The organism is Sediminicola luteus (assembly GCF_040566555.1).
Classification (GTDB): domain Bacteria; phylum Bacteroidota; class Bacteroidia; order Flavobacteriales; family Flavobacteriaceae; genus Sediminicola.
Genome location: NZ_JBEWYP010000005.1, coordinates 203,901 through 225,458 on the forward strand (window position 1 = coordinate 203,901; position 21,558 = coordinate 225,458).

General features: G+C 40.6%; 19 protein-coding genes. 9 read left to right on the forward strand and 10 right to left on the reverse strand.

The annotated features are described in order from the left end of the window. Nucleotides 1–158 precede the first annotated feature (158 nt). A complete protein-coding gene (locus tag ABXZ32_RS10640) occupies nt 159–701 on the forward strand; it encodes a quercetin 2,3-dioxygenase (RefSeq protein WP_354618658.1) in 543 nt (180 codons plus the stop codon). A 65-nt stretch (nt 702–766) separates the two neighbouring features. Here ABXZ32_RS10640 and tyrS read toward each other — a convergent pair whose 3' ends face one another. Continuing rightward, entirely contained in the window at nt 767–2,062 is a 1,296-nt protein-coding gene (gene tyrS / locus ABXZ32_RS10645) for a tyrosine--tRNA ligase (RefSeq protein ID WP_354618659.1), read from the reverse strand. 184 nt (nt 2,063–2,246) lie between these two features. Between tyrS and ABXZ32_RS10650 the strand changes: the two genes are divergently transcribed. After that, on the forward strand, nt 2,247–3,260 hold the full coding sequence (locus ABXZ32_RS10650; RefSeq protein WP_354618660.1) for an NAD-dependent epimerase/dehydratase family protein: 1,014 nt from the start codon (nt 2,247–2,249) through the stop codon (nt 3,258–3,260). Here the strand turns inward: ABXZ32_RS10650 and ABXZ32_RS10655 are convergent. Genes ABXZ32_RS10655 through ABXZ32_RS10665 form a run of 3 tightly spaced genes read right to left on the reverse strand, consistent with a single transcriptional unit; the run spans nt 3,235 to nt 5,742 of the window. After that, on the reverse strand, nt 3,235–3,678 hold the full coding sequence (locus ABXZ32_RS10655; RefSeq protein WP_354618661.1) for a DUF4296 domain-containing protein: 444 nt from the start codon (nt 3,676–3,678) through the stop codon (nt 3,235–3,237). The genes ABXZ32_RS10650 and ABXZ32_RS10655 overlap by 26 nt on opposite strands. Next, nucleotides 3,675–5,012 (reverse strand): dihydroorotase, encoded by a 1,338-nt coding sequence (locus ABXZ32_RS10660; RefSeq protein WP_354618662.1) that lies wholly within the window; start codon nt 5,010–5,012, stop codon nt 3,675–3,677. Before ABXZ32_RS10660 ends, ABXZ32_RS10655 begins: the two co-directional genes overlap by 4 nt. A 1-nt stretch (nt 5,013) precedes the next feature. Beyond that, a complete protein-coding gene (locus ABXZ32_RS10665) occupies nt 5,014–5,742 on the reverse strand; it encodes a polyprenol monophosphomannose synthase (RefSeq protein ID WP_354618663.1) in 729 nt (242 codons plus the stop codon). 128 nt (nt 5,743–5,870) lie between these two features. On the opposite strand from ABXZ32_RS10665, the gene ABXZ32_RS10670 reads away from it, so the two are divergent. The 3 genes from ABXZ32_RS10670 to ABXZ32_RS10680 are packed head-to-tail and all read left to right on the forward strand — an operon-like array spanning nt 5,871 to nt 8,946. After that, the gene (locus tag ABXZ32_RS10670) at nt 5,871–7,538 is read left to right on the forward strand and encodes an ArnT family glycosyltransferase (RefSeq protein ID WP_354618664.1); all 1,668 of its coding nucleotides are present in this window, start codon (nt 5,871–5,873) and stop codon (nt 7,536–7,538) included. Next, complete coding sequence (locus ABXZ32_RS10675) at nt 7,538–8,194, forward strand: DUF4271 domain-containing protein (RefSeq protein ID WP_354618665.1); 657 nt, start codon at nt 7,538–7,540, stop codon at nt 8,192–8,194. The genes ABXZ32_RS10670 and ABXZ32_RS10675 overlap by 1 nt, the downstream gene beginning before the upstream one ends. A gap of 5 nt (nt 8,195–8,199) precedes the next feature. Then, the gene (locus ABXZ32_RS10680; protein WP_354618666.1) at nt 8,200–8,946 is read left to right on the forward strand and encodes a uroporphyrinogen-III synthase; all 747 of its coding nucleotides are present in this window, start codon (nt 8,200–8,202) and stop codon (nt 8,944–8,946) included. 34 nt (nt 8,947–8,980) lie between these two features. On the opposite strand, the gene pckA is transcribed toward ABXZ32_RS10680, so the two are convergent. Together pckA and ABXZ32_RS10690 are read right to left on the reverse strand one after the other, a co-directional pair. Then, complete coding sequence (gene pckA / locus ABXZ32_RS10685) at nt 8,981–10,597, reverse strand: phosphoenolpyruvate carboxykinase (ATP) (RefSeq protein WP_354618667.1); 1,617 nt, start codon at nt 10,595–10,597, stop codon at nt 8,981–8,983. 72 nt (nt 10,598–10,669) lie between these two features. Then, the gene (locus ABXZ32_RS10690) at nt 10,670–11,056 is read right to left on the reverse strand and encodes a DUF423 domain-containing protein (protein WP_354618668.1); all 387 of its coding nucleotides are present in this window, start codon (nt 11,054–11,056) and stop codon (nt 10,670–10,672) included. 80 nt (nt 11,057–11,136) lie between these two features. Between ABXZ32_RS10690 and ABXZ32_RS10695 the strand changes: the two genes are divergently transcribed. Next, a complete protein-coding gene (locus tag ABXZ32_RS10695; protein WP_354618669.1) occupies nt 11,137–12,510 on the forward strand; it encodes a saccharopine dehydrogenase family protein in 1,374 nt (457 codons plus the stop codon). A gap of 47 nt (nt 12,511–12,557) precedes the next feature. Beyond that, nucleotides 12,558–13,028, forward strand: a complete 471-nt coding sequence (locus ABXZ32_RS10700) for an Lrp/AsnC ligand binding domain-containing protein (RefSeq protein ID WP_354618670.1) — start codon at nt 12,558–12,560, stop codon at nt 13,026–13,028. Between the two features lie 54 nt (nt 13,029–13,082). Here the strand turns inward: ABXZ32_RS10700 and ABXZ32_RS10705 are convergent, their stop codons facing one another. From ABXZ32_RS10705 to leuS, 4 genes are all read right to left on the reverse strand, one after another. Next, nucleotides 13,083–13,778, reverse strand: coding sequence for a zinc metallopeptidase (locus ABXZ32_RS10705; protein WP_354618671.1), 696 nt, complete (start codon nt 13,776–13,778; stop codon nt 13,083–13,085). Between the two features lie 127 nt (nt 13,779–13,905). Continuing rightward, nucleotides 13,906–15,006, reverse strand: a complete 1,101-nt coding sequence (gene ald, locus ABXZ32_RS10710; protein ID WP_354618672.1) for an alanine dehydrogenase — start codon at nt 15,004–15,006, stop codon at nt 13,906–13,908. Nucleotides 15,007–15,257: 251 nt separating this feature from the next. Then, nucleotides 15,258–15,515, reverse strand: coding sequence for a SemiSWEET family sugar transporter (locus ABXZ32_RS10715; RefSeq protein WP_354618673.1), 258 nt, complete (start codon nt 15,513–15,515; stop codon nt 15,258–15,260). A 107-nt stretch (nt 15,516–15,622) separates the two neighbouring features. Further along, nucleotides 15,623–18,463, reverse strand: coding sequence for a leucine--tRNA ligase (gene leuS, locus ABXZ32_RS10720; protein WP_354618674.1), 2,841 nt, complete (start codon nt 18,461–18,463; stop codon nt 15,623–15,625). Nucleotides 18,464–18,681: 218 nt separating this feature from the next. Between leuS and ABXZ32_RS10725 the strand changes: the two genes are divergently transcribed. Continuing rightward, nucleotides 18,682–20,571, forward strand: a complete 1,890-nt coding sequence (locus ABXZ32_RS10725) for a T9SS type B sorting domain-containing protein (protein ID WP_354618675.1) — start codon at nt 18,682–18,684, stop codon at nt 20,569–20,571. A 107-nt stretch (nt 20,572–20,678) separates the two neighbouring features. Further along, the gene (locus tag ABXZ32_RS10730) at nt 20,679–21,557 is read left to right on the forward strand and encodes a cell division protein FtsX (RefSeq protein ID WP_354618676.1); all 879 of its coding nucleotides are present in this window, start codon (nt 20,679–20,681) and stop codon (nt 21,555–21,557) included. Nucleotide 21,558: the final 1 nt, after the last annotated feature.

Sequence of the window (21,558 nt, forward strand, 5' to 3'; positions counted from 1 at the left end):
TTGATTTTATAATTTTACCCCTTTCAAGCCTAAAATAAGGTTTCATCTTCGCTCCAAATCTTATCCATCAACGGGAACACCTAGGCTTTAAGTTTAATTATTAAAACTACTTTATCCACTTATGAAATGGTTGTATTGTACAATTAAAATACCATATCATGAAACGAAAAGATTTTATCAAACACAGCATTTGGGTGGGAGCTACTGCCTTTACCCTGCCTGCTTTGGGAAACCCCTTAAACAAAAAGACCTCAGAGGAACCATTGGATCCTAAAATTATCAGGAACGATGAAGGAAAGACCATCAATGTCCTTGGAGACATACAGACCTTTAAATTGACAGGAAAGGATACCAACGGTCTCTTTACCCTCATTGAGGAATACAATACTCCAGGCACGATGATCCCTCCGCACGTACATACCAAGGAGGATGAAATATTCAAAGTATTGGAAGGGGAATTGGAACTGACCGTAGGCGATAAAACCACGGTTTTAAAAGCTGGTGATCTGGCTTTTGGCCCCAGAAATGTCCCTCATTCCTGGAAAGTGATAGGTGATAAAAATGCCAAGGTAATTTTGAGCGTCTTTCCTGCTGGGATAGAAAATATGTTTGAAGAATTGGGCGCTTTGCCACCCGGACCACCGGATATGGAAAAGGTCATGGAGATCTGTGCTCGTCAAGGGATATCCTTTCTTAAATAACCAACATAAAAAAACGGGCATTGAACCATTATCAATACCCGTTTTTTAAATTTTAATTCTTGCTTCTAATTGACTACCAGCACAAAATAATTCTTCTTACCACGCTGTAAAAGCACGTATTTTCCATTGATCAAATCTGTCGCAGTAATGGTATAGTCTTCCTTTACCTTTTCCTTGTTCACCGAAATGGAGTTTTGCTTTAATTCACGCCTTGCCTCCCCATTGGATCCCAAAAATCCTGTTTTGGCCGCTAGTGCCCCTATCATATCCAATCCTTCTTCTATATCCTTTAGAGCCACTTCGGCTTGGGGAACACCTTCGAAAACATCCAAAAATGTCTTCTCATTTAATCCTTTCAGATCAGCAGAGGTAGATTTACCAAATAAAATATCACTGGCCTTAATAGCATTGTCCAAATCATCTTGGGAATGTACCATAACCGTAATCTCTTCCGCCAATCTTTTTTGAAGCACCCTTAAATGCGGGGCTTCCTTATGCTCAGTAGCCAAAGCTTCAATCTCTTCTTTGGTTAAAAAAGTAAATATCTTAATATACTTCTCCGCATCCTCATCTGAGGTGTTCAACCAATATTGATAGAATTTATAAGGAGATGTCCTGTTGGCATCCAACCAAATATTTCCGCCTTCGGTCTTTCCAAATTTTGTCCCATCGGCTTTGGTAATCAAAGGACAGGTCAAGGCATAGCCCTTTCCCCCTGCAATCCTTCGGATAAGCTCTGTTCCTGTAGTTATATTGCCCCATTGATCACTTCCTCCCATTTGAAGGGTACAGTTGTGTTTTTGGTAGAGGTGAAGGAAATCATACCCTTGTACCAATTGGTAGGTGAACTCCGTAAAGGACATCCCTTCTTTGGCTTCGGCCGAAAGTCGTTTTTTGACCGAGTCTTTCGCCATCATATAGTTCACGGTGATATGCTTCCCAACGTCCCTAATAAATTCCAAAAACGAGAAGTCTTTCATCCAATCGTAGTTGTTGACCAAGATGGCGGCATTATCTTCATTGCTCTTAAAATCCAGGAAACGGGACAATTGTTCCTTTAACGCATTTTGGTTATGCCGCAGTGTAGCCTCATCCAATAGGTTACGTTCCGCAGATTTCCCTGAAGGATCTCCAATCATTCCTGTTGCACCGCCCACCAAAGCATATGGTTTATGCCCTGACAATTGAAAGTGTCGCAAAAGCATAACCCCTACAAGGTGTCCAATATGCAAGGAATCGGCCGTAGGATCAATCCCCACATATGCAGCCTGCATCTCACTTAACAAATGTTCTTCTGTTCCGGGCATTACATCGTGCAACATTCCCCTCCATTTTATTTCCTCTATGAAATTTGAAGCCATGCTTGTCTCTTATTTTTACAATAGCTGCAAATATAAAGGGTATCACGGTCTTTTTATAGGTATTGGTTCCAAAAATTAGGGACCCCACCTAAAAAATCAGGCTTCTTGTCGCACTATAACTCATGATCTGTATTCTGGGAGCAAGAAATTAAAAGCTTTATGGATTATTGCCTAAATTTGGGCCATGGTTTTAGTCACAGGAGGAACGGGCTTGGTGGGATCACACCTGCTGTTCAAATTAGTGGAACAAGGTATTAAGGTAAGAGCGATCCATCGTGCGGAAAGCGACCTTTCTAGAGTGGAACGAATATTTTCATATTACACTGGGCAATCCTCTGAATTGTTTGAAAAAATTGAATGGGTCACCGCCGATATTAATAATATCCCCGATCTGGAGAAGGCTTTTGAAGGTGTTACCCATGTTTACCATTGCGCCGCATTAATTTCCTTTGACCCCAAGGATTATGGCCTATTGCATAAGGTCAATGTAGAAGGAACTGCAAATATCGTCAACCTATGTATCGCAAATACTATTGAAAAATTATGCTATGTCAGCTCCATAGCCGCCATTGGAAAAAGTATTGGAGTAAAGGAGGCTACTGAGGAGAACGACTGGCAACAATCCAACTCAAGTGCATATTCCATTACCAAAACAGCTGCTGAATTGGAAGTATGGAGAGGTTCCCAAGAAAATGTTCCCGTTGTAATCATCAATCCAGGGATTATAATAGGTCCCGGATTTTGGGAAACTGGAAGTGGACAGTTATTTAAAAGGGCGAGCAGGGCACCAAAATATTTTCCCCCAGGCGGATCAGGTTTTGTAACGGTTTCCGACGTTGTTTCTATTATTACAAGCTTGATGAAATCGGACATCCAAAACGAACGCTTTATTGTCATCTCCAAGAATTTGACCTATCGTGAAATATTGGAAAAACTAACCATGGCCATGAAAAAAGTGCCACCCAAAAAACAGATTCCTGGTTGGGTGCTGGAGGTCCTATGGCGATTAGATTGGTTTTGGTCCCTTATTACCAATTCAAAAAGGCAATTGACAAGTGCTTCTGTGTTTTCCTTAAAAAATAGGACATTATATTCCAATGCCAAGGTAATTGAGAGCCTGGATTATGAGTTTGAACCTTTGGATAATGCAATTTCGTTCTCGACCGATATTTTTATGGAAGAGAATCCTGCACTGTAGGCCGTAACTCTTTGGTTGGCTTTATTTTGTTCTCTTTTGCTTTATCGCGAGCCTCCCTTATACTATCTGCCTTTATTTTTCGGGCTTCGTCCATTACTTTCTGAACAGACTCCAGTCGGGAATCGACTTCTTTATAAATGGCAACATATTCCGATGGAATAGAGGCATAGTATAGGTTGTTCTCAACAAATTGTACGCTATCTATCCCGTATTTGGTATAAAGATACTCCATGGTCTCAATCTTATTTTTGACCAAAATATCCGTACTTGTGTTCTTCGCAGCTGTAAGAATGGCAAGATCATAAAGTATATCCGCCATTTTTTCCTTAGAAATCAATTGCTCTGGTTCTTTGACCACCTTTTCGCCACAAGAGACGAGGATTACACAAAAAATAAACAATACCGCTTTTTTCATCATTCCCTATCAAAGGTTAATCGTTGTGCATTTTTCAATTCTGAAAAATTGCCTTGCTCATAGGCCAAATGGCCATTCACAAAAGTATGGGTTATTTTGGATTTAAAGGTTTCTCCTTCAAATGGGGACCAACCACATTTATAAACAATATTTTCTTTGGCAACTTTCCAGGGATTATTGAGGTCAGCCACTACAAGATCCGCAAAATATCCTTCCCTTAGGAATCCTCTTTTTTTCAATTGGAACAATTTTGCAGGGTTATGGCACATCTTTTCCACCATTTTTTCCAGGGAAATCTTACCATTATGGTAATTTTCCAACATGGCAGGGAGGGCGTGTTGTACCAAAGGTCCGCCAGAGGGGGCATTGGTATAAACATTATCTTTTTCTTCTAGGGTATGGGGGGCATGATCTGTTGCGATCACATCAATTCGATCGTCCAATAGCGCTTCCCATAATTGTGCCCTATCCTGTTCGGTTTTTACAGCTGGATTCCATTTGATCAAGGAACCTTTTTTGTCATAGTCACTATCGGAAAACCATAAATGGTGGATACAGACCTCAGCGGTAATTTTCTTTTGCTCCAGAGGAATATCATTGCGGAAAAGTGATGTTTCCATCCCTGTGGACAAATGAAAAACGTGTAACCTTGCGCCAGTTTCCTTGGCCAAGGCAATTGCCTTGGAAGAAGAGAGGTAACAAGCCTCAGCACTTCTTATTATAGGATGGTATTTCATAGGGATATCATCCCCGTATTCCTCCTTAAACCGTGCCATATTTGCTCTTATGGTACCCTCGTCCTCACAATGGGCTGAGATGACCATCTCGGTATTTCTAAATATTTTCTCCAAGACCAACTCATTGTCCACCAACATATTCCCAGTGGAGGATCCTAGAAATAATTTTACTCCAGAGCATGCATTTTTATCGAGCCTTTTGAGCTCCTCCAAATTATCATTGGTACCCCCAAATAAAAAGGAATAGTTGGCATAGGCCGTATTGGCAGCTATGGCAAATTTCTTTTCCAGCTCTTCAATGGTAGTCGTCTGTGGATTGGTATTTGGCTGTTCCATAAAGGAGGTTATCCCTCCTGCTATTGCCGCCCTGCTTTCTGTAGCTATGTTGCCCTTATGCGTTAGTCCTGGCTCCCTAAAATGTACCTGGTCATCAATAACCCCAGGAAATAGGTGCTTGCCTTTTAAATCGATGACTTTAGTGTTTGGATCACTAATGTCCCCGTCTATTTTTACGATCAGCTGGCCTTCCAATAATATGTCACCTTCCACGATGGTATTTTCATTTACCATCCTTACATTCTTCAAAAGCGTCTTTCCCATACTAAAATTTATGTCGTTGAAATATACTGCTCAGCTTCATTTTTAAAACCCCGAAAATGGCTTCCCCTACAATGGAGGAACTCATTTTTGACTTTCCCCTTATCCTATCTGTAAAAATAATGGAGATTTCCTCTATTTTGAATTTTTTAAGGTGTGCCCTAAATTTCATTTCTATCTGAAAGGCGTACCCCACAAACTTAATGGTATCCAAATTTATCTCTTCCAGAACCTTGCGTCTATAGCAGACAAAACCTGCGGTTGGATCGTGCACCTGCATACCAGTGATCAGCTTTACATAAAATGATGCGCCATAGGACAACAACATTCTGTACAAAGGCCAGTTCACTACGTTCACCCCTTTTTTATAACGCGAACCCACTACCACATCTGCGCCATTGACACATGCCCTGTACAATCTTGGAAGGTCATCTGGCCGATGTGAAAAATCCGCGTCCATTTCAAAAATGAAATCGTATTTGCGGTCTATTGCCCATTTAAAGCCATGTATATAGGCGGTTCCCAGTCCTGATTTCTCCTTCCTCACCTCCAAAAAAAGTCTGTCCGAAAATTGCTGTTGCAATTCCCGAACCTTATCTGCCGTGCCATCGGGAGAATTATCATCCACAACTAATACATGAAATTTTTTTTCAAGCGCAAAAACCGCTTTTATAATCGCTTCAACGTTTTCTATTTCATTGAAGGTGGGAATGATAACTAAACTGTCTTCCATTGACTACGGTGATTTGCACAAAAATAGTATTTTAAACCCTCTTAAGAAATCCTCAATGTGTTTTATGATATTTTTAAATCCTTTGAACACAGTAATAATTCGTAATTTTGGACCGTTTAAAATTTGAAATGATACCAAAGCTACCAAAAATCCTTCTCTATTTATTGATTGCACTGTTTGCCCTTAACATGGCACAGAGCTATTTTACAGAACTCATTTTTGACGAGGCCTACTACTGGTACTATGCCCAAAATATGGCTTGGGGGTATTTTGACCACCCTCCTATGGTTGCCCTCATGATCAAAATGAGCAGTGTATTTTTCAATGGGGAACTTGGGGTTCGCTTTATGAGCTGCATTCTATCCGTAGCCACCTTTTTAGTGTTGTGGCTTTTGATAGAAAATCCAAAAAAAGAGCGGTACGGGGTTCAATTTTTTGTGTTGGTATTTTCCATGACCTTGATCAATGCTTATGGCTTTTTTACATTGCCCGATACCCCTTTTCTATTTTTCACGGCTTTGTTCCTGCTACTTTATAAAAGATTTATTGCCAAACCCTCGGCTTTATTGGCCCTGGGCCTAGGAATGGTGATGGCGGCATTGATGTACAGTAAATACCATGCCGTATTGGTTATTCTCTTTACGTTGCTCTCCAACATAAAACTGGTTTGGAATAAATACGCCTGGTTATCCGTGGCAGTTGCCCTCTTGTGCTATACCCCTCATTTTTATTGGCTGTATGAAAACGACTTTGTTTCCATAAAATATCACCTTTATGAACGCCCCAATAGGGCCTATGAATTTGCTGATTTTACCTTGGGGTATTTTGTTAATTTGGTAGCACTCTTTGGACTTACCTTTCCATGGATCTATAAATCCCTTTACAAAACCAAGGCCAAAGATCAATTCACCAAGGCGCTGTTGTATTTAACTTATGGCGTGCTGATATTCTTTTTCATTTCCAGTTTTAACCGCAGGATACAGACCCAATGGATCATTGTAATATCCATTCCTATGGCCATTATGGCATTCAATTATCTCTTGGAAAATGATAATGCCAAAAAATGGATATACCGCTTGGGCCTTGCCAACATTGCTATTCTTCTTTTTCTTAGGATTGGATTGGTTTACGAGCCGCTATTTCCTGTGGTTTATGAAACCCATGGCAACACCAGATGGGTAGGTGATATCAAATCCCAGATAGGGGATATGCCCGTTGTTTTTGAAAATTCGTATAGAAGCGCCCCTATGTATGCCTTTTATTCAGGAAGCCCTACCTATTCCCTGAACAATATTATGTACCGACAGAACCAGTATACCATAGATGATTCAGAATCCAAGGTTCAGCATCAAAAGATACTATACATCTCCAAATACACCAAGAGTGGCGATATTACCCTCAACTGGCCAGACGGAACTGTCTTTTATGGAAATTATATGGAAAATTTTGAGTCGTTCCGAAAATTAAGATGCTATGTTGCCGAAGAAAATATAACGCTCAATACGGATCAGGAGCTTACTTTAAAAGTTTTCAACCCTTATGAAGCCAACATCCCCCTTGAAAAAATAAAATTTGGGATAGCCTATCTCAATGATTACAAACAAGTCATGGAAACATTACCTTTACCAATGACGCCAATAAACAAGGAAGCGCTCACTATAAAAGCCCAAGACACTACAAAATTCACTTTTAAATTACCTAAACCCAAAATGGAAAATCCTGGATTCTTCAAAATAAGTATCTCGGAAAATGGACTTTATATGGGAATTAATGGGGATAATATTAAATTAGAATAATGGAACCAACGCTTCGACTCATAGACACCGCCGACTGGATCACCTTGGTACTTTTGACCAGTATATTTTTCGTGGTGATTGGGAAGAGCTTTTTTTATAATAGGTTCATCAATTTTATCATCCTCCCCTTTAACAACAAGTACGTGATCATGTACAATAAGAAGGACAGGTTGATTAATTGGTTCCATATATTCCTGACCTTGTTCCAACTTTTTAATTTCGCTCTTTTTATTTACCTCGCAAGACGAATCCTCTTTCAGCTGGACAATAGCGCGTACCCTTTTATCTATGTTCTGATCTTAGGGATGCTAGCCCTCTTTTTACTGGTGAAAGTGGTCCTACAACTATTCAACGCCTTTATTTTTAATATCACATCCACTATTAGCGAATTGATATTCAAAAAACTCACCTACCTCAATTATAGCGGGATTGTCATGTTTCTTGCGAACGTTATTTTGACCTATGCCTTAAATGACTCAAAAACTGTTATTTACATAAGTATTACCCTTGTTTTGATCATAAATTTAATAGGATGGGTCACTGTGATAAGAAATCATCAATTTTACATTACTAGTAACATTTTCTATTTTATTTTGTACCTTTGCGCACTCGAAATTGCGCCTTTTGTGATAATAGGAAGCTACTTTAAAGACTGATGCTTATGAAAGTAAAGACGATTTTGGTTTCCCAACCAGAACCGAAAATGGAGAACTCCCCATATTCACGACTGATTGAAAAAGAAAAAGTAAAGGTCGATTTTAGACCTTTCATCCACGTGGAAGGAGTTGATGCTAAGAATGTTAGGCAACAAAAAATTGATTTGAACAATTTTACCGCCATCATACTTACCAGCCGAAATTCCGTTGATCATTTTTTCAGGATAGCCGATGAAATGCGATTCAAGGTTCCTGATACCATGAAGTATTTTTGCCAATCTGAAGCCGTAGCGTATTATCTACAAAAATATGTGGTTTACAGAAAAAGAAAAATATACGTTGGCAAAATGAATTTTGTTGACATTACTCCATTATTAAAAAAATACAAAAACGAAAAATTCTTACTGCCATCTTCTGATGTGCTAAAACCAATTGTTCCAGAATTGTTGAATTCTATGGAACTTAATTGGACAAGAGGAATTTTCTACAAAACGGTCATCAGTGATCTTTCGGATCTAAGGGACGTTTATTATGATATCTTGGTGTTCTTTAGCCCTTCAGGAATTGAATCGCTATTAAAGAATTTTCCAGATTTTAAGCAAAACGAAACGAGAATTGCCGTTTTTGGTAATTCTACCGTGAACGCTGCCACCGATGCAGGACTAAGGATAGACATTAAGGCTCCAACGCCCGACACTCCTTCCATGACCATGGCATTGCAAAAGTATATCACTACACAGAACAAGAAATAAAAAAAAAGCCTCTTTTCAGAGGCTTTTTTTATGTTTAGAATGCATATCGTTGCGGTCCGCCACGCCTGATTTCCTCATTGGCATAAGACTCATATTTCTTGAAGTTTTCCCTGAAGGCATTGGATAATTTAAACGCCGTTTTATAATAGGCCTCATCATCGTTCCAGGTTGTCCTAGGACTCAATACTGATGTTGGCACTCCAGGACATTCCCTAGGCTGGGCAACACCAAAAACAGAATGGATATGATAGGTATCATAGCTGTACATACCCAAATCCCCATTAAGAGCAGCTTGGATCATAGCCCTGGTATACTTTAGTTTCATACGGGTTCCGACACCGTAAGGACCACCGGTCCAACCAGTATTCACCAACCACACATTAACGCCTGAATCCTGCATTTTCTTACTCAACATTTCCGCGTACTTGGCCGGGTGCAAAGGCATGAATGGCGCACCAAAACAAGCAGAGAATGATGGTATTGGTTCAACTACCCCTGCTTCTGTACCAGCAACCTTAGCGGTATACCCTGACATAAAGTGGTAGGCAGCCTGACTAGGGGTTAATTTTGAAATTGGAGGCAAAACCCCAAAGGCATCTGCCGTTAAAAAGAAAATATTTTTCGGATTCTTGCCAATGGAAGGCTCTTGTATATTATCAATATGGTAAATAGGATAGCTTACCCGGGTATTTTGGGTAATGGAGATATCCGAGAAGTCTACCTCTCCTTTACTGTTTAAAACTACATTTTCCAGTAAGGCCCCTTTTTTGATCGCCCTAAAGATATCTGGCTCATTCTCTTCAGAAAGATTTATGACCTTAGCATAACAACCTCCCTCAAAATTAAAGACTGTATTTTCAGCTGTCCAGCCATGTTCATCATCCCCGATAAGTTTTCTATTGGGATCTGCGGACAACGTTGTTTTTCCAGTCCCTGATAATCCAAAAAAGATAGCGGTATCCCCATCCTCACCTACATTGGCGGAACAATGCATTGGCATTGTATTCTTCTGAACGGGAAGAATAAAGTTCAACGCAGAAAAAATACCTTTCTTAATTTCTCCTGTATAGCCAGTACCTCCTATCAACGCTATTTTCTTGGTAAAATTTAATATGGCAAAATTGTGCTGACGGGTACCATCAACTTCTGCATCGGCCATAAATCCTGGGGCGTTGATAACCGTCCACTCAGGAGTAAAACCTTTTAAATCTTTTTCATCTGGCCTAAGGAACATATTGTAGGCAAACAAACTGGACCACGGGTATTCTGCAATGACCCTAATATTGGTCCTATAATCTGTATCTGCACAGGCATAACAATCCCTAACGTAGAGCTCCTTATTATTTAGATATGAAATGACCTTGTCATATAGGGCATCGAATTTGTCGGTTTCAAAGGGAATATTGATATTTCCCCACCACACTTTATCTTCGGTAATGGCATCTTTAACAATAAATCGGTCCATGGGAGACCTTCCGGTAAATTCCCCGGTATTTATTGCGAGGGCCCCTGAGGACGCTTCTTTTCCCATTCCTTTTTCCAAAGCGATGGCATGAAGTTTTGAAGGGGATAACTGATAGTAAATATGGTCACTTTCAATCCCATAATCTTTTAACGAAATCGATTTCGTCAATTGGTCAGAACTATTCATAATTTTGTTAGTTTATAAACTTGTACAAAGCTATAAAAAATAAAAACGAAAGCCCCGTAAATAAACCTTTATTCAAACCCTTTGTCGAAAAATACGAATCCCCAACAAAATCCATCCAAAAATTAACAAACCGCCACCTATTGGTGTTAAAATAGCTATTTTTTTAAAGTCAAATGCTGTTAACTCGTTTGTTGCCAAGGTGTAAATGGAACCTGAGAATAACAACACCCCTGCTACAATAAGATAAAATATGGTCTTTTTTGAGGATGCAGGAATAAAATTCATGCTACCCAAGAACAATAGGAACAAGGCATGGTACATCTGATAGGTAACCCCTGTTGTAAATGTTTCCACATTCTCCGTTGACACCAACTTTTCCAACCCGTGCGCCCCAAATGCGCCCAGGACTATAGCCGTTAGTCCCAATATGACGCCCACTCCTAAAATTGTTTTGTTCATAACTTATTTCGGTATATTTATTATATTTATAACAATTTGATACTTTAGTATCCATTGAATTTACAAAAGTAAGGAAACAGATGTTGAGAAAGATACTTGTAGTTGGAGCTGGTAAATCCACCTCCTATTTATTGGATTATTTATTGGAAAAAGCAGAAAGTGAAAAACTTCATGTTACCATTGGGGACCTTCACCCTGAACATATAAGTGATACTGTAAAAAACCATCCACATTGTACAGTTGTCACCTTGGATATATTTCAAGAAGATCAGCGTCACCAAGCCATACAAAATGCAGAAATTGTAATTTCCATGCTACCGGCCCGTTTTCACATTAAGGTAGCCCAAGATTGTTTGAAATATGGAAAACATTTGGTGACGGCCTCTTATGTGAGTGATGAACTCCTAAAATTGGACCAACAGGTAAAGGACAAGGGGCTTGTTTTTATGAACGAGATCGGCCTAGATCCCGGAGTAGACCATATGAGTGCCATGCAGGTCATAGACCGCATAAGGAATAAAGGGGGCAAACTGTTATTGTTCGAATCTTTTTGCGGCGGCTTGGTTGCTCCAGAAAGCGATACCAATCTATGGAATTACAAGTTTACATGGAACCCGAGAAATGTAGTAGTTGCCGGACAAGGGGGTACCGCCAAATTTATACAAGAAGGCACCTATAAGTATATCCCCTACCATAAGCTGTTCAGAAGAACAGAATTTATGAACATAGAAGGTTATGGAAAATTTGAAGCCTATGCCAATAGGGATTCCCTTAAATACAGGGAAGTTTACGGCTTAAATGATGTATTGACCCTTTACAGAGGCACCATGAGAAGAGTAGGATTTTCCAAAGCCTGGAATATGTTCGTACAATTGGGCATGACGGATGACAGTTATACTATTGAGGACTCCGAAGGGATGTCCTACCGCGAATTCGTAAATTTATTTTTACCCTACTCCCCCACAGATACGGTAGAACTGAAACTGAGGCTCTATTTGAAAATAGACCAAGATGATATTATGTGGGACAAACTTTTGGAGTTGAACCTTTTTGACAGCTCCAAGACCATTCCTTTGAAAAACGCCACCCCGGCGGAAATCCTCCAACATATTCTTGAGGACAGCTGGACCTTGGGCAATGAGGATAAGGACATGATTGTCATGTACCACAAATTTGGATACGAGATAGATGGGGTAAAAAAACAGATCGATTCCAATATGGTGGTCCTTGGTGAGAATAGGACACATACCGCTATGGCAAAAACCGTTGGCCTACCCGTAGCGATGGCCACCCTCTTAATATTGAACAAAAAAATTACAACTCCCGGAGTACAGATACCCATTAACAAGGAAGTTTATGAACCTATATTAGATGAATTGACGGAATACGGCATCAATTTTAAAGAGCACGATGTGTGCTATTTGGGCTATAATCCCGATTCTATTGCAGGTTAGAATCTATAACTAAATAGTTATATTTACCATTATATTGAAACCAAAAAATGAAATCTACCGAGGAGAACATTAAAATTGATGGGATTGACAAAAAGATACTACGGTTCCTCATGGCCGATGCCCGTAAGCCTATTTTAGAAATTGCAAGACATATTGGCATTTCCGGAGCGGCCATCCATCAGCGTCTGAGAAAATTGGAGGCCTCGGGACTCATCGCAGGTTCAAAGTTCATCGTCAATCCGAAAGTTTTAGGGTACACCACTATGGCATATATTGGCATATATCTGGACAAGGCCATGAGCAATCCTTTGGCCGTAAAGGAACTGGAGAAGATCCCGGAAGTACTTGAATGTCATTACACCACTGGTAACTGGTCTATTCTCATAAAAGTACTTTGCAGGGACAACGAACATTTAATGAACGTGCTCAATAAGGATATCCAACAAATTGAAGGTGTCTCACGTACCGAGACCTTTATATCCTTGAACCAACAGATAGATAGACAAATAACCATATAAAAAAAGGACGATATAAAATCGTCCTTTTTTTATTCCTTCTTTTGATTCTAATTTCTAATCCCTTCCACCAAGAACTTGAAGAGCCCAATAGACCAATGTTGCCAAAGATCCAATAGCGGCAACCAAGTAGGTGCGGGCAGCCCATTTCAAGGCATCCTCTGAGCCTTTATATTCTTCTTGACTCAACATATTCTTATTCTTTAACCAAGCCAAGGCACGGTTACTGGCATCATATTCCACAGGAAGAGTGATAAAACTGAACAAGGTGGCAAAACCCATCATCACCAAGCCGGCAACAGCCACCCAATATCCAAAGCCTACTCCAGCAGCGGCGCCCAACATAATACCTCCAAATACGATCCATGTAGACATCCCGGAAGTGACACTCACCACTGGTACCAATTTAGAACGCATCGTCAACCATTCATAGGCCGTGGCGTGTTGAACCGCGTGCCCGCATTCGTGAGCTGCAACAGCAGCAGCGGAAGCATTTCGCTGATTATATACACCTTCACTTAAATTCACTGTTTTATTGGCCGGATTATAATGATCCGTTAACATTCCCGGGGTGGAAATAACCTTTACATCCCTGATCCCATGATCGGCCAACATTTTTTCTGCAATTTCAGCACCGCTCATGCCATTGCGCAGATGCACTTTGGAATAATGCTTAAATTTATTCTTTAGTTTATTACTGACCAACCAGCTCACCAAGGCAATTGCACCCAAAATAATATAATACATCAACATAATTTCGTCTTTTTAATGATAAATATAGTAAAGATTCCTTTTTCTATTATCAAGTAATTCTTCTTTAACTATAATCAAAAACCCCGCCAAAAAATGACGGGGTTCCCAGTATGACAAAATGTACTGTTTACACCTCAACGGCTTGCCAATTAAAGGCTTCAATAATCTCCTTATATATCACTTTTCCCTCTACAATGTTCAACCCCTTTTGCAGGGATGCATCTGTTCTACAAGCTTCTACCCAACCTAAATTGGCCAATTTCAAAACATAGGGCAAGGTAACATTGGTCAGGGCCATAGTAGACGTATAAGGAACCGCCCCTGGCATATTGGCCACACAATAATGGACCACATCATCAATAATAAACACAGGATTCTCGTGCGTCGTTGGCCTTGTGGTCTCTACACATCCGCCTTGGTCTACTGCCACATCCACAATTACGGTACCTGGACGCATATCCTTTAGCATATCCCTAGTAATAAGATTAGGAGCCTTGGCCCCCCTTAACAGGACCCCACCAATGATCAGATCATGGTCCTTTATATGTTTTCTGATATTAAATTCATTTGAGAATTCTGTTACCACGTGGCTTGGCATTACGTCATTGACATAACGGAGCCGCTTCATATTTACATCTAAAATAGTAACATGAGCCCCTAGTCCGGCTGCCATTTTTGCAGCTTGTATTCCCACAATACCAGCTCCAAGCACCAAAACTTTTCCCGGGGCCACGCCCGGAACTCCACCCAATAATACCCCACGACCCTTTTCTGGTTTCTCCAGGTATTTAGCCCCTTGTTGGATAGCCATTCTCCCCGCGACTTCGGACATGGGTGTCAACAATGGCAATGTCCCATCTTCATCCTCCACAGTTTCATAAGCAATACAAATTGCCTTACGGTCTATCATGGCCTCCGTGAGGGTCTCACTTGAAGCGAAATGAAAATAGGTAAATACCACCTGTCCTTTTTGAATTAGGCCATACTCTTCTTTTATTGGCTCTTTTACCTTAACGATCATATCGCTCATGGCGTAAACCTGTCCGATGGTATCCAAAACAATGGCCCCTACCTGTTGGTAATCCGTATTAAAAAAACCACTCCCGTCGCCGGCACCTGACTGTACGTAGACCGTATGATTATTTTTCACCAATTCGAAAACCCCGGCTGGTGTCATGCCCACCCTGCTTTCGTTATTTTTGATTTCTTTGGGAATACCGATTCTCATCTTTTTGTTTTTTGCATCACTAATAGGGAAAAAACAAAGCCTGTAGGCACAGAGCTTTATTCCTTCCCATCAATTATGATTATTAGAGTATCAAAAATGGGATAAATAATCGACATTAAAAAAGAAAATGGTCTAAATAATAGGGGGTGCCTATATATTTTTATCATTTTATCAAAACATACCCCTGTAAAATAGGGGGTGCTTCTATTTAATTTAATATAAAACGATATAAATATTAAATAATAGGGGGTCTACTTATATTTTAATTTTAGTAGGATAACGATCAACACTAGGAGCGCCGTCACACTATTGGCCAATATAATGGATAAGCTTCCAATTTGGATTCCGTATATGAGCCACAGGATCACGCCCATAAAAAAACTAAGGTACATGGTCAAGGAGATATCCTTTGTTGCTTTCTGTGTCCATGCCTTATAGACTTGTGGCACAAAAGAAGCAGTGGTCAAAACAGCAGCAGCCAATCCTATTATTTCAATTTGATCTATCATAATACCAGTATTAAATGATAATGCACAGGGAATCTTCCCATTGGCGGGAAAGCCAATGGATTGAAGTATTTCCGCTTAAGTAGTTATTCACCCCCTAAGAGAGGACACTACCCCACAACGTTTACAATTTTCCCAGGAACTACAATTACTTTCTTTGGAGTGCGACCTTGTAGTTGTTCTTGTGTTTTTTTATGGGCCATAACGGCGGACTCAATATCGGCTGCCGACATATCTGCGGGAAGCTCCATTTTAAAACGCATTTTTCCGTTAAAGGAGATAGGATATTCCTTGCTGCTCTCCACTAAGTATTTTCCATCATATTTTGGAAATTCTGCAGTTGCGATAGAAGCTTTATATCCCAATTTACTATATAATTCCTCTGCTATATGAGGGGCATATGGAGAAACCAAAATGGCCAGAGGTTCCAAGATGGACTTGCTGGTACATTTTTGAGTAGACAACTCATTAACACAGATCATAAAACTGGATACCGAAGTGTTGAAAGAGAAATTCTCAATATCCTCCTCTACCTTTTTAATGGTCTTGTGCAATGTTTTAAGATTATCCGCAGTCGCCTCCTCATCTGTTACGTTGAATGCTCCTTCTTCGCCGGAATGATAGAGTCGCCACATTTTTTTCAAAAAGCTGTGGACACCGGTTATACCGGCCGTATTCCAGGGCTTGGACTGCTCCAAAGGCCCAAGGAACATTTCGTACAAACGCAAGGAATCTGCCCCATAATCTTCGCATATACTATCTGGACTGACAACATTATATTTGGATTTGGACATTTTTTCAACCTCTCTGCCAACAATATAAACACCGTCTTCTAAGAGGAATTTAGCGTCCTTAAAGTCGGCATAAAGTGGATTTTCCTTGAACTTTACCAAATCCAACTCATCTGAAGGATTCACCAAGGACACATCTACGTGAAGTGGTTGTACAGATCTGTCTCCTATTAAATTTTTTGAAACCAAGGTATTTTCACCTTCAATCCTATAAATAAAGGCACTGGTACCGGTAATCATCCCCTGATTAATGAGCTTCTTTGCAAATTCTTCTTTGGGAACTACCCCTTTATCGAAAAGAAATTTTTGCCAAAAACGGGAATACAACAAATGCCCGGTGGCATGCTCACTTCCGCCAATATAAAGATCCACATCCTGCCAATAGTTAATGGCATCCTGCGAAAATATCTCACTTTCATTATTGGGATCCATATACCGATTAAAATAGAAAGAGCTCCCCGCCCAACCTGGCATGGTATTCAGCTCTAATGGGAATACGGTCCTATGATCTATCATCTTATTGCTGACCACTGTATGCTCCACCGTGTTCCATGCCCAAGTAGTGGCATTCCCCAAAGGCGGTTCCCCCGTTTCCGTAGGTAGGTATTTTTCAACTTCGGGCAATTCAATGGGCAGGTATTTTGACTCGATCATTTGAGGCATTCCTTCCACGTAATATACCGGGAATGGCTCCCCCCAATAACGCTGACGGCTAAATACCGCATCACGCAATCTATAATTGATCTTCCCTTTACCCTGCTCCAATTTCTCCAATTCGTAAATGGCCAATTTAACCGCTTTTTTATAAGGCAGCCCGTTAAGGAAATCAGAGTTCGAAATAATGGTCTTTTCTTTATCCGCAAAAGCTTCTTCAGAGATATCGATCCCCTCAAAAATATTGGGAATAGGGATATTGAAATGTTTTGCAAAATCATAATCACGCTGATCCCCGCATGGAACGGACATTACTGCTCCTGTTCCATAGCCCGCCAACACGTAGTCCCCTATCCAAACCGGAACAGGTTCTTTCGTAAACGGATGTGAGGCATAGGCACCTGTAAAAGCCCCTGATATGGTCTTTACATCGGCCATACGATCCCGCTCCGAACGTTTTGCGGTAGCTTCTACATAGTCCGCTACTTCCTCTTCTTGTTCTGGGGTCGTAATTAAGGACACCAATTCATGTTCTGGTGCCAAGGTCATAAAACTGGCACCAAAAATTGTATCTGGCCTGGTCGTAAATACCTCAATTGGATAAGAATTTTTTACATCTCCAGAAGGAATTGTATGAAAGGTTACCGAAGCACCTTCCGAACGGCCAATCCAATTTACCTGGGAATCTTTTAATGGCTGTGGCCAGTCCACTTTTTGCAAATCGTCCAACAAGCGTTGGGCATATGCAGATATTCTCATACTCCACTGGGTCATCTTCTTACGGATCACCGTGTGTCCGCCACGCTCGGATACCCCATTGACAATTTCGTCATTCGCCAAAACGGTCCCTAGGGCAGGGCACCAATTGACCTCCGTTTCGGCCAAATAGGTCAGCCTGTATTGCAATAAAATTTCTTGTTTTTTCTTCGGAGTAAATCCGCTCCATTGAGATGCCGTGAAAGCAACCACATCTTCATCACATACTGCCTTAACACCGCTATTACCATCTTGCTCAAATAAAGCAACAAGCGTAGTTATATCTTCAGCCTTATTAGCTTCCTTATTATACCATGAATTAAAAAGTTGAATAAAAATCCATTGTGTCCATTTATAATAATCGGGATCAGAGGTGCGTACCTCCCTGCTCCAATCGAACGAGAACCCGATTTTATCCAATTGCTCCCTATACCTTTTAATATTGGCAGCCGTGGTAATGGCCGGGTGCTGTCCTGTTTGTATCGCATATTGCTCCGCTGGCAACCCAAAAGAATCATATCCCATTGGATGCAGTACATTAAAGCCCTTATGTCTTTTGTAACGGGCATATATATCACTGGCTATGTAACCTAGCGGATGTCCCACATGCAACCCGGCTCCAGATGGGTAGGGAAACATATCCAACACGTAATATTTTGGTTTATCAGAGGTGTTTTGCGCTTCAAAAGTGCCTTTTTCGGCCCATTCTTTCTGCCATTTATCCTCAATCTGTCTGAAATCGTAGCTCATATCAAAATATTTCTATAGTCCTGCCGTTTTACAGTAGCAACAGTATGGTATATCGGGCAAAAATAAGTTTAATCATTGAAAGGGGAAAAGATATTATCAACTTACAAAACTGAGATCAAAACCAATATTGAATTATTCTATTGAATATGATGGTTTTTTGAAATTTTAATGTGGTAAACGGCCCGAAGAATTATTACGTTGACAAATATACAAACAAGGTGAAAAAAAGGAATATCCAAAGACATTTACTGCTATTGCTCTTAGTCGGCTTTTGCAGTATCCAGCTACAAGCCCAATTGGGGTTTTGCCCTGGCAGTTCGGGTGATCCTATCTTTGAAGAGAATTTTGGAACCGGTACCACCAATGGCCCGCAATTACCGGCGGGAACCACCACCTATACCTACACCTCAGGGGCACCCAACGATGGATTTTACACCCTTTCCAGTAGAACCAATTACTTTAGCTGGCACGACACTCAAGATCATACCCCCAATGACACAGATGGCAAAGCCCTTATTATAAATGCTGATATTAATGCCGGGGAGTTTTTCCGATATAGGGTAGATGTTCTTTGTGAGAACACCACCTATGAATTTTCTTCTTGGTTGCTAAATCTACTGCCCCTTTCGGGATGCCTGAATGCCGGCATTCCTGTAAATGTAGATTTTGAGATCTGGGACGATACAGATACCCAATTATTGGCATCTGGGAATACTGGGGATATCACAGGAACCACTTCACCTCAATGGAATCAATATGGCCTGGTTTTTCAAACAGAGCCTGGACAGACGTCCGTAATTCTAAAAATGATCAACAATTCTCCTGGTGGATGTGGAAACGACCTCGCCATTGACGATATTGTATTTAGAACCTGTGGAGATTTAGTTGAAATTACAGACTTAATGAACGAAACTGAGATTTCGGTTTGTGAAGCAGATGCCCCAGTAACCATCTCAGAATTGAATGCCACTCCTGATTTTTCAGTTTATAGCACCCATGCTTTCCAATGGCAATCCTCTAACTCCAGTAGCAGTTGGACAGATATTCCTGGAGAGACCGATCCAACCTTTACCCCTGCACCCATTTCAGAGTCTACCTTTTTCAGGGTAAAAGTAGCGGAAGATCCCATCAACCTCATCAGCCCACTTTGTAGCTCTGTCTCGGAGGTATTTAAAGTGCTTGTCGTCAATACCCCATCCGCCCCCACAAGTAATGGTGATATTTCGGCATGTAGCAACGACCCCATTCCTTTGGAGGTGAGTACACTTTTTGGGATAAAGGTAAACTGGTATGATGCTCCCACAGGAGGCAACTTGCTGCTGGCGGACAGCCATACCTATCAACCCACAGCGAACGGCACCTTTTATGCCGAAGCGGAAACCTCTGTTGCGGGTTGTATCTCTGACACAAGAACAGCTGTTTCCATTTTCTTTTACCAATTACCGGAGGTGGAAGATGAAACGGTAGCATTTTGTGAAAATTCCCAGACCATCTTAGATGCAAATTATGCGGGTACGGACCCTGTGACCTATGAATGGAACACTGGAGAAACTACATCCCAAATTACGGTGGCTGCGCCAGGCACATATACCGTTGGGGTTACCAATTCCGATGGATGTACCAACGTTAAAACAATTACTTTGGAGCAAGTAGATGCCCCGATTATTTCCAATATTTCTTCAGATGAATATAGCATCTTGGTCACTACCACCTTTGAAGGGGATTTTGAATATTCCCTCAATGGCACTGATTATCAAGACAGTTCCGAGTTTGAGAATACCCAAGGCGGCCGGTATACCATATATGTCAGGGAAAAAAATGGATGCGGGGAAGTTTCCATGTCCTATACACATTTTGTAATCCCGAAATTCTTTACCCCAAATGGAGACCCTTACAACAATACCTTTGATCTTGTTGGCATAGAAAATTACAGCTCTTCCAGTGTCAACATCTTTGACCGCTACGGAAAACTTATAAAAAACTCTAGAAACTCCCCCTTTTCTTGGGATGGAACCTTTAATAGTAGAGAATTGCCCTCGGGGGATTATTGGTATATAATACAGATAGAGGACACTACCTTTAAGGGGCACTTTTCCTTGAAAAGATAACCTTCCAATACACCTATTTAAATACTTTTATTAAAATACCTCGGAAAACCTAAAGGGCCATTTCATATTCAATTTACTTTATTACTTTTACGTCATGATTTTTCGCTATGAGCAAATCTTTTGAACGCTATCAAAAAAGAAAACTGATCTCCTCTTATTTCTCGGTGGTACTTAGCATAGGCCTTGTACTTTTTTTACTGGGAATTTTGGGTCTTTTGGTATTGAATACCAAAAAAATGGGGGATCATTTTAAAGAACAGATATCCATTTCGGTCTTCTTAAAGGACAGTGCAAAGCCTGTGGAGGTAGACCAACTACAAAAAAGTTTGGCCTTGGCAGAATACACCCGATCTGCAACCTACGTTTCCAAAGAGGAGGCTGCGGAACAGCACAGTGAGGAAATTGGTGAAAATTTTATCGAATTTTTAGGCTACAACCCTTTAAAGAACTCTATAGATGTAAAGCTGAAAGCAGATTTTGTCTCCACAGAGCAAATAGAGGATATTGCTTCCAACCTAGCCTCCAAGGGATATGTGGACGAGGTGAGTTACGACCAACCTTTGATCACCTTATTGAACGAAAACGTAAAACGCATTAGCTTTTGGATTTTGGTGGCCAGTGCCATCTTTACCTTTATTGCGGTATTACTGATCAATAGTTCTATTCGTTTATCCATTTATTCCAAAAGATTTATCATTAAAACCATGCAAATGGTGGGCGCTACCAAGAAATTTATTCGTCGGCCGTTTATTTACACCAATATTAAATTAGGCATGTTGGGAGCATTCTTGGCCTTGCTAGCCTTGGGCGGCACCCTTTACTACGTAAACGATCAATTTCCCGAACTGAACCTTATGGACGATCCACTTGTCCTAGGCTTATTATTTGTCGGCGTTTTTCTTTTGGGAGTGCTTATATCCGTTTTGAGTACCTTTTTTGCCACACAGCGTTTTTTAAATCTTAGGACAGACGATTTATATTACTAAA

Coding starts and splice junctions, on each gene's coding strand:
- ABXZ32_RS10640 (WP_354618658.1), top strand. CDS start 159: ATGAAACGAAAAGATTTTATCAAACACAGCATTTGGGTGGGAGCTACT.
- tyrS (WP_354618659.1), bottom strand. CDS start 2,062: ATGGCTTCAAATTTCATAGAGGAAATAAAATGGAGGGGAATGTTGCAC.
- ABXZ32_RS10650 (WP_354618660.1), top strand. CDS start 2,247: ATGGTTTTAGTCACAGGAGGAACGGGCTTGGTGGGATCACACCTGCTG.
- ABXZ32_RS10655 (WP_354618661.1), bottom strand. CDS start 3,678: ATGATGAAAAAAGCGGTATTGTTTATTTTTTGTGTAATCCTCGTCTCT.
- ABXZ32_RS10660 (WP_354618662.1), bottom strand. CDS start 5,012: ATGGGAAAGACGCTTTTGAAGAATGTAAGGATGGTAAATGAAAATACC.
- ABXZ32_RS10665 (WP_354618663.1), bottom strand. CDS start 5,742: ATGGAAGACAGTTTAGTTATCATTCCCACCTTCAATGAAATAGAAAAC.
- ABXZ32_RS10670 (WP_354618664.1), top strand. CDS start 5,871: ATGATACCAAAGCTACCAAAAATCCTTCTCTATTTATTGATTGCACTG.
- ABXZ32_RS10675 (WP_354618665.1), top strand. CDS start 7,538: ATGGAACCAACGCTTCGACTCATAGACACCGCCGACTGGATCACCTTG.
- ABXZ32_RS10680 (WP_354618666.1), top strand. CDS start 8,200: ATGAAAGTAAAGACGATTTTGGTTTCCCAACCAGAACCGAAAATGGAG.
- pckA (WP_354618667.1), bottom strand. CDS start 10,597: ATGAATAGTTCTGACCAATTGACGAAATCGATTTCGTTAAAAGATTAT.
- ABXZ32_RS10690 (WP_354618668.1), bottom strand. CDS start 11,056: ATGAACAAAACAATTTTAGGAGTGGGCGTCATATTGGGACTAACGGCT.
- ABXZ32_RS10695 (WP_354618669.1), top strand. CDS start 11,137: ATGTTGAGAAAGATACTTGTAGTTGGAGCTGGTAAATCCACCTCCTAT.
- ABXZ32_RS10700 (WP_354618670.1), top strand. CDS start 12,558: ATGAAATCTACCGAGGAGAACATTAAAATTGATGGGATTGACAAAAAG.
- ABXZ32_RS10705 (WP_354618671.1), bottom strand. CDS start 13,778: ATGTTGATGTATTATATTATTTTGGGTGCAATTGCCTTGGTGAGCTGG.
- ald (WP_354618672.1), bottom strand. CDS start 15,006: ATGAGAATCGGTATTCCCAAAGAAATCAAAAATAACGAAAGCAGGGTG.
- ABXZ32_RS10715 (WP_354618673.1), bottom strand. CDS start 15,515: ATGATAGATCAAATTGAAATAATAGGATTGGCTGCTGCTGTTTTGACC.
- leuS (WP_354618674.1), bottom strand. CDS start 18,463: ATGAGCTACGATTTCAGACAGATTGAGGATAAATGGCAGAAAGAATGG.
- ABXZ32_RS10730 (WP_354618676.1), top strand. CDS start 20,679: ATGAGCAAATCTTTTGAACGCTATCAAAAAAGAAAACTGATCTCCTCT.